This window comes from Komagataeibacter kakiaceti JCM 25156 (assembly GCF_000613305.1).
Window position 1 is genome coordinate 1 of record NZ_BAIO01000050.1, and the last position, 10291, is coordinate 10291.

The 10291-nt window shown below is 60.1% G+C and carries 9 protein-coding genes and 4 pseudogenes; 4 read left to right on the forward strand and 9 right to left on the reverse strand.

The annotated features are described in order from the left end of the window. The 3 genes and pseudogenes from JCM25156_RS29345 to JCM25156_RS05340 all read left to right on the forward strand — a co-directional run. Positions 1-187, forward strand: a pseudogene (locus tag JCM25156_RS29345) (PepSY domain-containing protein); the annotation flags it as partial. After that, positions 184-462, forward strand: a complete 279-nt coding sequence (locus JCM25156_RS05335; RefSeq protein WP_025812382.1) for a hypothetical protein — start codon at positions 184-186, stop codon at positions 460-462. The pseudogene JCM25156_RS29345 and the gene JCM25156_RS05335, both read left to right, overlap by 4 nt. A 51-nt stretch (positions 463-513) precedes the next feature. After that, positions 514-1800 (forward strand): Hsp70 family protein, encoded by a 1287-nt coding sequence (locus JCM25156_RS05340; RefSeq protein ID WP_025812383.1) that lies wholly within the window; start codon positions 514-516, stop codon positions 1798-1800. 136 nt (positions 1801-1936) lie between these two features. Here the strand turns inward: JCM25156_RS05340 and JCM25156_RS05345 are convergent, their stop codons facing one another. The 9 genes and pseudogenes from JCM25156_RS05345 to JCM25156_RS05390 all read right to left on the reverse strand — a co-directional run bounded on the left by JCM25156_RS05345 (position 1937) and on the right by JCM25156_RS05390 (position 9684). Then, a complete protein-coding gene (locus tag JCM25156_RS05345; protein ID WP_025812384.1) occupies positions 1937-3019 on the reverse strand; it encodes a M48 family metalloprotease in 1083 nt (360 codons plus the stop codon). Next, complete coding sequence (locus tag JCM25156_RS05350) at positions 2977-3426, reverse strand: hypothetical protein (RefSeq protein ID WP_025812385.1); 450 nt, start codon at positions 3424-3426, stop codon at positions 2977-2979. Before JCM25156_RS05350 ends, JCM25156_RS05345 begins: the two co-directional genes overlap by 43 nt. An 18-nt stretch (positions 3427-3444) precedes the next feature. After that, complete coding sequence (locus JCM25156_RS05355; RefSeq protein ID WP_148299331.1) at positions 3445-3828, reverse strand: hypothetical protein; 384 nt, start codon at positions 3826-3828, stop codon at positions 3445-3447. 32 nt (positions 3829-3860) lie between these two features. Beyond that, on the reverse strand, positions 3861-5306 hold the full coding sequence (locus JCM25156_RS05360) for a CHASE2 domain-containing protein (RefSeq protein WP_084296452.1): 1446 nt from the start codon (positions 5304-5306) through the stop codon (positions 3861-3863). Between the two features lie 525 nt (positions 5307-5831). Beyond that, positions 5832-6568, reverse strand: a pseudogene (locus tag JCM25156_RS21770) (copper resistance protein B). A gap of 38 nt (positions 6569-6606) precedes the next feature. Then, a pseudogene (locus tag JCM25156_RS21775) lies at positions 6607-8393 on the reverse strand (copper resistance system multicopper oxidase). 81 nt (positions 8394-8474) lie between these two features. Further along, complete coding sequence (locus tag JCM25156_RS05380; protein ID WP_025812388.1) at positions 8475-8852, reverse strand: hypothetical protein; 378 nt, start codon at positions 8850-8852, stop codon at positions 8475-8477. Between the two features lie 100 nt (positions 8853-8952). Next, positions 8953-9162, reverse strand: a complete 210-nt coding sequence (locus JCM25156_RS05385) for a heavy-metal-associated domain-containing protein (protein ID WP_183480602.1) — start codon at positions 9160-9162, stop codon at positions 8953-8955. A gap of 180 nt (positions 9163-9342) precedes the next feature. Next, a complete protein-coding gene (locus JCM25156_RS05390; protein WP_025812390.1) occupies positions 9343-9684 on the reverse strand; it encodes a metal-sensitive transcriptional regulator in 342 nt (113 codons plus the stop codon). A 361-nt stretch (positions 9685-10045) separates the two neighbouring features. Here JCM25156_RS05390 and JCM25156_RS21780 point away from each other — a divergent pair. Further along, positions 10046-10291: pseudogene (locus JCM25156_RS21780) on the forward strand (carbohydrate porin); the annotation flags it as partial.

Genomic DNA, 10291 nt, shown 5'->3' on the forward strand with positions numbered 1-10291 from the left:
CGGCTGGCGTGAGGAACTGGGCGGGATCGTGGTGCTGGGATGCGGGCTGCCATTGCTTGACATCCTGACCGCCCCCGGCGCGTGGATGACCTGTCCCGGCATTCATGCGGGTGTGGCTGCCATAAGCCTGCTGGCTGCGTTCACGGCCTTATACGCGCGCCGCCGGATTGCGGGCGACAGGGCATGACCATCGCCATATCCCTGTTGCTGTGGGCTGTCAGCCTGTCATGCCATGCGTGGCTGCACCCGGGCCGTTACGGGTTGCCACATCTCCCCTTGCGCGACCGTACCCCCGTGCGGGCAGCACGCCTTCTTGCGCCCCTGATCGCATTTGTAATCACAACGTGGCATGACATCATTGCGGGCATGCTGGTCTGGTGCATGACGTTTTCCATTGCCGGGGTGGTGGTCGCCCTTGCCCTGCCCCATGGCCTGCGCCATCGGAACAGGCAGGATTTTTAAAACGGTTTCTTATGGATGGACACGGGCGGGAGGGATGCTTAATCAGGCGCCATGTCTTCCCCCGCTTCTTCCCCCACCATACGGCTCGGCATAGATTTCGGCACGACCAACACGGTCGTGGTCATGCTGGATGCGAACGGACAGCCGCGCCCCATGCGCTTCTCCTTTCCGCATCATCCACCGGCCGAGACATGCCGCTCGTTACTCTGCCTGTGGCATGAGGAAACGCAGCCCGGCCAGCCGCCGCTGCACGAGGCCATCGGGGCCGCCGCGATTGACGCCTATCTGGAAGACCCGGCGGAAAGCCGACTGATCATGTCCATGAAGTCCTATCTGGCGCAGGCTTCCTTCCGGCAGACACGGCTGCTGGGCCGGGTGATGACGCTGGAAATGCTGATCGCGCGCTTTCTGGACTGTCTCATGCGTGTCATTCAGGTTGATCCCGCCCATGTCAGCGCGACAGTGGGGCGGCCCGTGCAGTTTGCGGGCGAGAGGAGCGACAACGCCTTTGGCGAGCAGCGCCTGCGCGACAGTTTTCGCACCGCCGGATTCCAGCATGTCAACATCGCTCTGGAACCTGAAGCCGCCGGGTGGCGCTTCGCCCAGAGGCTGAAGGAACCCGCCACGGTTCTGGTTGCCGATTTTGGCGGTGGCACGAGCGATTTTTCCATCCTGCGCTTTGACCCGGACGCCGCGCAGGGCACCGTCCCCCTGGGCTATGCCGGTGTTGGTATTGCCGGGGACCAGCTTGACTACCGGATTATCGACCACGTCATTTCGCCCGAACTGGGTCGGCACGCCACCTACCGGGTCATGGGGGGCCAGCCGTTGCCGGTGCCCGCTGAATGGTATGCAAGCCTGGGCCACTGGCACCGTCTGGCGCTCATGCGCACACCGCAGACACTGCGCGCCATTGCCGATGTCGCCCGCACCGCGTCCGAACCCCACAGGCTGCATGCGCTGATGAAACTGATCGAGGACCAGCAGGGTCAGACGCTCTATCGCGCGGTTGGCGCGGCAAAACGGGCGCTTTCCTCCGCCGGGGCGACAGTTCTGGAGTATTCTTACGGAAATCTGGAAATCCGCCGCGAAATTACCCGCACGGAATTCGAAAGCTGGATCGCGCCCGACCTGATCCGCTTCGATAACGCGGTGGAGGCGGCCCTTACCCGCGCCAACCTGCCCGCAACGGCGATTGACCGGGTGTTCCTGACCGGCGGCACCTCGTTCGTACCGGCCGTGCGCAACCTGTTTGTCAGGCGGTTTGGAAGCGAACGGGTTGATATGGGTGGGGAATTCGTCTCGGTCGCGGAGGGGCTGGCGCTGATGAATGGCTAAACGGTTGTTTGAAAACAACTGATTGACAAAAAACAATGAAAGGCTTTGGAGCGCCGCCTTTTTTCAAAAGGCGGCGTTTAAAGCGTCACCAGAAACTTTCTTCTGATTTACAGAAGATTACCCGCGCACATGACTGTCAGAGTTTATTATTCTGCGCGTCATTGCACAGCGTCTTGATGGCGTCATCACCCGTTGCAATACATTTGGCCATCAGAACCGCCGTATCCCCCTTCGGGTTCTGTTTTTTAATAACCCTGATCCGGTATGCGTACATACCGTCATCCCCGAACTGCTTCTGGATATTTTCATATATGCCCAGCGCCTGCGTGTACTGCTTCTGTGTTTCCAGCGTCTGCGCATAGGCCTTGGCGATATCTTCCGTCACATCGGGCCTCAGATAGGCCTGGTGCAACTGGCCGAGCATCTGGTTCCCCTGCCCTTTCTGCTGGCGGGCCATGTATTCCAGATAGAAGTAATATTCACTCCGCTGCACCGCGGGACTTTTTACATTATGCAGGACGCGCAACGTCGCATCGGCGCTCGGGGCGTTATGCTTGTCGAGTGATGCGGTCTGGATCGTGTTCAGGCTTTTTACATCGGTCAGAAGCTGTTTTACAGGCTGCTGCCCGATAAAGCTGTGGAACGGTGCGGAGCGAAGCGTGACCATCTGGTCATCATATTCACGGTTGATATACGCACGCGCCTTTTTAAGGCGTTTGCCGCCACCGGGATGGTCCGCTGCAATATCATGCAGGGTAGCCTGTGTATTACGCCCGAGCCACCCGATGCCCTGATTGAGAAAGCCGGTAACCGGGTTGCCGGTACTGACGACATCCTTGAAAAAGTCCCGGTCCAGCGCGGCCTGTTTTTCGTGTTCCTCCTGCTCGCGCTGCTTGAAGATTTCCAGAACCTTCAGCGCTTCCTCCACCGAGTAGTTGGCCCGCGCCATAAGGTCGATCGCAAGGGTATCGGCCTCGACCTCCTGCCCCCGCTGCCAGATCGGGAAAATATATTCCTGCGCCATCTCGACCATCGCGCTGTCAGCCACATAGGCCAGCGCCGCGCCGCCGCCCACGGGGGCATATTTCGCCATATGCGCCATGGCGGACATAAGCTGGAGCGCCCCGTTGGTCTTGTCCATCATCTTCTTGGAATTGCGCATGTCCGCCGGGTGGTTCAGCAGGACATGGGCCAGTTCGTGCGCCACCACGAAGGCCATGCATCTTCCGACTGGAATTCGGGCGACGTGGCGAAATAGTTCAGAATGCCGGTAGTAAACACCAGCGTTCCGCCAATCGTGGCGTCACTGGTGAACTGGTCGTTGGGCTGGATATAGATGTAAAGGGGGGGCTTTGGCCCCTGCCAGCCTGCCAGAAGGTTGTTGGCTATCTTCTTCAGATAGGCGACCGTCACGGGTTCCGACAGCACGCCAACCGGAATCTTGTTGTTCGGATCAAGCAGTTGCGGGCCGGGCTGCATGCCGGGATAGGACGTGACAGGCGTAATGACGGAGATATATTTGCCCTTGCCCGGAACATCCGGCGCGGCCGTGGCCTGCCCGGCCATGAGACCGGTACAGGCCAGAATGGAGAGCGCCAGATTTCCGAAGCCACAACGGTATTTCATGCTGTCTTGACCTTGGGATCAGTTGCAACCAGACGCCAGACCGGAGGTGGAACTATCCTCACGGCTGGCGGAAGCTGGCCGCAGCAGCCGGCAGTCCCCCTCAGCCGGGAGTTCGACCTTGGCGCTGGTCCCGACCTTGCCCGGCTTGACCATGACCACGCCCTTGTCCGTCTGGATCCTGAGCAGGCCGGTTGTCGGGTCTTCCCCCACCACGGGGCGGTGCAGCAGGGCGGCGGCGGGCAGTTTGCCCATCGGCTTATGGTCAGGCCCGAAAACGGTTACGGAATCGGCAAAGACATCCGTCACCATATTGGCCCGGGCCGCATGGCCCGGCTGGGGGGCGAACGTGGCGCCCGCCATCAGCGCGCCAACGAACAGGACAGGATAAAAATAACGCTTCATTTCAAATTCCTCTGACAGATCGGGTCCACGGGTCATTTATCCTGACCGGTATTGTGACCCAGGTTCATGAATGTTTTTGTTCTTTCATATCTGACAACAAGCCTGCGCCAGATGGATGAACAGAAGCTCGATATACTCTGCACCGGGCTGTTATCTTCATTGACTTCCGGTACGGTGAACCACAACAGCGCAAGGCCGATCCAGTCGGTATTGGGCCAGTGAAAGAACAGTTCGTTGACACAGAAGGCCACGGCGCTGATGCACAGGACCTGCCGCAGCTTTCTCAGATAGGTTCGTGTCTCGAACTCGATGGGCATCAGTACGATCAGTATGAATACAAATCCGTACAGCCCGATAAGAACCGGTGAGAATATGTGGCGTGACCCCAGGTCAAGAACACAGCACACAGTACAGAACACGGCGGCCGCCACGATCTTGGCGCGGCTGAACAGTCTGTGGCGGGGGCTTCCATCGTGCTTCCGGGGCGGCGCGCGCCTGCCGGTCTTTTTTTCGGCCACCTTTGTGTTCTGTTCACTACCGGTGCGCGAAGGCGCCTGGTTCTTCTCGATAGCCCTGAGATGCTTTATGACAAGGCTGAGACTGAGCGCCATCCACAGCACCAGTTCCACCATCTCCGCCCTGTCGAGCGAGAGATAACGGGTTTTTATGAAACCGGGCGCTTCATGGAAATACTGCGTCCCATAGGTCAGCAGGTTATCGAACGCCATGGCGTGCAACTGGACACCGGGAATCTGCCCGATGGCCGGGGCGTTGACCACGTCATGCATGGCGGCCAGATCGCCACCATAAAAGACCGCGCGGCCCTGCAATACATCCGTATAGGGGCGGTTCGTGCGTGGCGATATGTTGTCCAGCAACGCCGCATCCATGGTCAGCGGGTAGAAACAGGCGTTTTCCCGGGGCGGAACCCACTGCCCCCACAAGGCATCAAAACCGGTGCCTATGGCGCGCCACACACGCGACGCCCCCCCTGCCGTTGCATCCACGCAGCCGCCGGAACTGTTGAAAACCTGTTTCTGGACCGGATCGACATACACGCCCCAGCGCACGAAGGCGGGTTCCTCGAATGACTCATCAACATGGCATAGATTGCGCCACCGGTCGGCACAGAGCGCGCTGTACATGGCGAAAGCCGCGGTGGGGGCAGTTGCTTCCTCATCCCCGCCCGGCACGTGCACATGCAGTGGGTACATGCCCGGTTTTTCGCCCACCCAGCCTGAATAGACCTGATAGGGGGTCAGCGGGGCGGGCAGCATGCCGGTCGGATCACCGGGAATGCCATGCACGAAAAAGATCGGCACATGCATCTGCCGCGCCTGCGCCAGCACGCCGTCCAGGGCATGCAGGTCATCATTCTGCCGTTCGCCATTGAAGTAGATGTCAACCAGAATGGCGGCGGGTTTTGCATCCAGTATCTGTTTAAGCAGATAGCATGGCGGTGATAGGAAATCGGCCAGGCCTCCCCGAAATAGCCGAGGGAATCATCCGATATTTCCACAACCGCGATATGTGACTGCGACCGCCCGTGGGAGCCGTAACCGTAAAATGGCTCCGTAATGGCGGAGAAGAATTGACCCGATGCCGATTTGGTCGCGCTTTCCAGCCCTACCGGGTCAATATACTTGAAAACCACCCAGTACATGAGGAAAAGGAGCATAAGCCCCCGCCCCGCAGGCCCAGCCCGGCATACCGCCCCCTGAATTGCCAGACCCGCCGGCAGAAGCGGGAAATATCGTTCAGGCGGATTGCTTCATGGTCGGGTATGCTTCTCACGCTTAATTTAGACCGTTTATCCTCAATTCCTTGTCATTGAAAAACAGTCAGGTCAACAGGAAAGAAACAATCTGTAACCATCCACAATCCTGACAGCAACGCCTCACCATTGCGCGGGCCGCAGCCAGCGGCTTCAACCCGCGTAATGTCACGGCCAGGGCAATGCCAGTAACCAGTCTGTCTATCCGTGCATGAGCGCAGGTATTCTTTCAGAACCAGCTCCGGACCCCGAAACTGAACCTGAGCGAGCCGGTTTCGCCGCGCTGGTCATGCACGATCCGCCGGGCCTGTGTCAGGTAACCGGAATAGGTAACGGCCACATAAGGCGCGAATTTGCGCCATATTTCATAACGCAGCCGCAACCCGGCATCGACATCGGACAGGCCCGCGCCAACCTGCCGGGCGGGGTCGGACTTGGTATAGAGATTGAATTCCGCCTGTGGCTGAAGGATCAGGCGGTTGGTCAGCAGGAAATCGTAAGATCCTCAAGACGGGAGGCAAACCGCCCCCGGTCACTGACATACGCCGTGGCCTGCACCTCGAACTGGTAGAGGGCAAGCCCCTGCACGCCCAGCGCGCCCCATGTGCGCGTCGGGCCATCGTCAATATCCGCCCGCACCCCCGTCTGCACATTGAAATAGGGCGAGACCGCACGGCTGTAGAGGAGTTCATGGTCCCCGTCATGCAGGCGGCCATGCTCAAGGGTTCCTTCGGATTTGAGCCAGACCCTGTTGTAATCCGTGCCGTACCACGCCTCGCCATCCCAGCGGAAATCCGAACCGCCGGGGGCGTAACGTCCCTCCAGCTGATCAAGGATTCCGTGGAAATAGCTGGCCTGATCCATGACGGGCCGCATACCGCCCAGATAGGCCACGGGCGTGGCGGAAGGCGCATCGGCCGCGCGGTAAACCGTGCCGGACGATTGGGCGCGCGCCGCCGGTCCCATGCCGGACAGCACGAACGCCGCCAGTAAAAACGCCCGCTTCATGCCACGATCACCGTGCGGAACATGCCCAGTTCCATATGCAGCATGAGATGGCAGTGATAGGCCCACATGCCCGGAACATCGGCCGTGACCAGATAGCTCATGCGCGAACCCGGCTGGGAAATGAGCGTGTGCTTGTAGGGGCGGTACGCGCCCTGCCCGTTTTCCAGTTCACTCCACAGGCCATGCAGGTGGATGGGGTGTTCCATCATCGTATCGTTGATGAGGGTGAATCGCACCCGCTCGTCCCTGCGAAGGCGGATCGGCCCGGATTCAGAAAATTTCCGCCCGTTGAAGCCCCATATGTACCGCTCCATGTTTCCGGTCAGGTGCATGATGATCTCACGCGTGGGCGGGCGCTGATCCGCCCCCGGCCGGGTGGCGCGAAGCTGGCGGTAGTTCAGCACCCGGCGGCCGTTGGCCTCCAGCCCGTCGCCGGGACTGCCAAGACGGTCCACCGGCATTTTCGCGACATTCTGGTTTTCGACATTCAGCGGCGGCGGGCCGGGATCATCCACCTCCATCGGCGGGTGGTCCATGGGGGCCATGTGGGACATATCCATGTCCTTCATGTCCATGCCCGCCATGTCATCATCCGGTTTCATGTCGGACATATCCATGCCCTTCATGCTTTCACCCGGCTTCATGTCCCCCATGCCCATATCGACCATGGTGCGCACCGGGCGCGGATCCATGGGTGGGATCGGGCCAGCCATGCCCTCACGGGGGGCAAGCGTGCCGCGCGCATAGCCGGTACGGTCTTCGCTCTGGGCAAAAATGCTGTAGGCCCGGTTATCCCTGGGCTGAACGATCACATCATAGGTTTCCGCCACCCCGATGCGGAATTCATCCACCGGCACCGGCTCGACATCATTGCCATCCGCCTGCACCACCAGCATTTCAAGGCCCGGAATACGGACATCGAAAAAGGTCATGGATGATCCGTTGATGAACCGCAGGCGCACCCTTTCACCGGGGCGGAACAGGCCGCTCCAGTTCATGTCCGGCGCATGGCCGTTGAGCAGATAGGTGTAGATGATACCCGTGACATCGGCGATGTCGGTCGCGGCCATGCGCATGCGTGACCAGGCGAGACGGTCCCTGAGCGCCGCCATGGCGCTTCCGGCAGCGCGGGCCTCACGCGGGAAAGACGCCGCCGTGCGCTGGCGGAAGACATAGTAGTCATCCTGCATCTTGAGGTTGTTCATGATGTCCGTGGGGGAGACATCGGTCCATTCGGACAGCAGGATGACGTAATCGCGCTCACACGCATTGGGGTCCACGCGCGGGGGTCGATCACGATGCCGCCGTAAAGCCCCTGCGCCTCCTGCATGCCGGAGTGGCTGTGGTACCAGTAGGTTCCGCTCTGCCGGACAGGAAAGCGGTAGGTAAATGTCTCACCGGGCTGGATGCCGGTAAAACTCAGCCCCGGCACGCCATCCATGTTCGCGGGCAGGCGGATGCCGTGCCAGTGGATGGACGTATCCTCGTCCCGAAGGGCGTTGGTCACGTTGATGGTGACCGTATCCCCCTGCCGCCACCGCAGGATGGGGCCGGGAACACTGCCCTCCATGCAGGCTGTATGAAGGACCTTATGGTCGATTTCCACGCGGTTTCGGCTGACACGCATGTTCCACACCGCGCTGGACGCAGGCGGCACCGTGCCGGATACGACCCGGCTGGCGCGCGACGGACAGGGCAAGGCGGCCATCATGCCACCAGCCCCAAGGCCCGTGACAAAACGGCGACGTGTCAGGCCGCCCCGGATACGAGACGGTATGAACATATGAAAAAATCCGGAAACAGAGCTGGCGAAAACACTATCCGACGCAGGGACAGCGCGGCGCGATGCGGGCCTTGTGGCCCTTCAGCTATTCCGGAATTTGGGGGGACGTAAGGGGGGCAGCCAGTCGCCCCCGACAGGACGCACCTGTTCATGGAACATGAACGCCCGCGTATTCACACCCGGCGGCTGGCCCGGACGCTGGGCTGGTGTGGGAGATGACAGGTCGGATGCACAGAGATGGACATGACAGCACGGATCCTGATGATGCGCGTGCCCCACCGGCAGGGCCGTGGAGGATGGCGTGCAGTGCGTCCCGGCCATGTCATGACATGCCGCCATGGCGACATGGGCGTGCGGATGGGCCTGTGCCGACATGGGGAAGGCACCGATCAGCAGCCCCGCTTGCATGAGCAGGCAGGCAAGAAAACCGATCAGTATCCGGCCATGTGTCCTGACCATTCAGGGCTCCCGTGCACAGATGAACCACATCCAGACATGGCGGGCATTATACTTTGGGGGTGATGATGGGAAGCATTTTTTCCTGGCACCCCAAATGCCGTCAGACCACGTCGAAGCCGGTGTCCTCAACCGTGTTGACCAGACGGGAAACATCGACCACGGCGGGATCATATTCCACCGTCACCTTGCCCCCCTCCAGCACCACCTCAACCGCCGACACACCGGGAACAGCCTCCAGCGCCGCCTTGAGTTTACCCGAACACCCGCCACAGGACATGCCTTCAACCGTAAGGTGCGCCGTGCTTGCCATCACTACATTCCTTTCCCGCCCATCTTCGCGCGCCCCGCGTGACCAGCAAAACCGGAACCGCTGGAATGCCACGGGACGAAAAGATGCGCCCATACCTCATATGGGTATAGTGTAATTCGATATCACCACCATGGGTCCATGCAAAATTCATGGACCAGACCGCGGAATACGATGGGGTGTTCAGCGTATCATCTTGCGTATGAGATCCAGAATCTCCCTGATCTCCGCATTGCCCCCGTCCTCCATGACCGCCTTGCGCACGCATCCACTGACATGGGTGGAAAGAATCTGGATCGCCACCCCGTCCAGCGCGGATTTCACCGCTGAAATCTGGGTCAGAATATCGACGCAGTAGCGATCATTCTCGATCATGTTCAGAACACCACCGACCTGCCCCTCGATCCGGCGGATACGGTTGACCAGCGCCTTCTTGTGCGGTTGCGCGACCTTTCTGGCTTCGGTCTCCGGCGCGCAATGGTCACAACTGGCGGCTTCCTTCGCCGGCTGTTTCTGTCGGGGCATCCGTTTCACCTTATCCTGCTCTGGCCATCGTACCACCGGATGATGATTCAGAGAAGCGGCGCAAGACGGGGTGGCGCGTCCCGTCACCCACGGCCCCGCCCCGGAGGATACAGGTGCACACGGATCGGGATGATGCCTGCGTTACCTTATGTGACATTTTCGTCACAAAGCTGGGGATCACGCTTCGGACGGGCGCTCTTGTTGCGAAAGACTTGCAAAACGGCTTGACCGAAAAAAGTTTCCCGCATAAATGATAATTAATATCAATGAGACCGATTATCAATTTCATAGGTGCGTGATGCAAGCCATTAGCGGGGCCACTCTGTGTGCGCCATCGTGGAAAGACTGGCCTTTCAGCAATATGGTCCGGCTATGTTGCGGATCGGGCCTGCTCTGTTTCGGTCTGGTCCTGTCCGAAACGGGCCATGCCCAGACCCAGATTGAAGAAGACCGGGCGCGACTGGGTAATTCGACCCCCCTGCTCAATGAAACCGACCCCGCGACCCTGCGCGATTCAGAACGCGCCCAGGCCGATAAGGAGGAAAAGGAAGCAGGCGACGGCAAGCTGGACACCAGCGGCAATCTTCTGGGGGATATGGGCGGCGCG

Bases quoted from the DNA above. Each gene is read 5' to 3' on its own strand.
- JCM25156_RS05385 (WP_183480602.1), bottom strand. From the start codon at position 9,162: ATGGCAAGCACGGCGCACCTTACGGTTGAAGGCATGTCCTGTGGCGGG.
- JCM25156_RS05335 (WP_025812382.1), top strand. From the start codon at position 184: ATGACCATCGCCATATCCCTGTTGCTGTGGGCTGTCAGCCTGTCATGC.
- JCM25156_RS05340 (WP_025812383.1), top strand. From the start codon at position 514: ATGTCTTCCCCCGCTTCTTCCCCCACCATACGGCTCGGCATAGATTTC.
- JCM25156_RS05355 (WP_148299331.1), bottom strand. From the start codon at position 3,828: ATGAAGCGTTATTTTTATCCTGTCCTGTTCGTTGGCGCGCTGATGGCG.
- JCM25156_RS05350 (WP_025812385.1), bottom strand. From the start codon at position 3,426: ATGAAATACCGTTGTGGCTTCGGAAATCTGGCGCTCTCCATTCTGGCC.
- JCM25156_RS05345 (WP_025812384.1), bottom strand. From the start codon at position 3,019: ATGGCCTTCGTGGTGGCGCACGAACTGGCCCATGTCCTGCTGAACCAC.
- JCM25156_RS05380 (WP_025812388.1), bottom strand. From the start codon at position 8,852: ATGGTCAGGACACATGGCCGGATACTGATCGGTTTTCTTGCCTGCCTG.
- JCM25156_RS05390 (WP_025812390.1), bottom strand. From the start codon at position 9,684: ATGCCCCGACAGAAACAGCCGGCGAAGGAAGCCGCCAGTTGTGACCAT.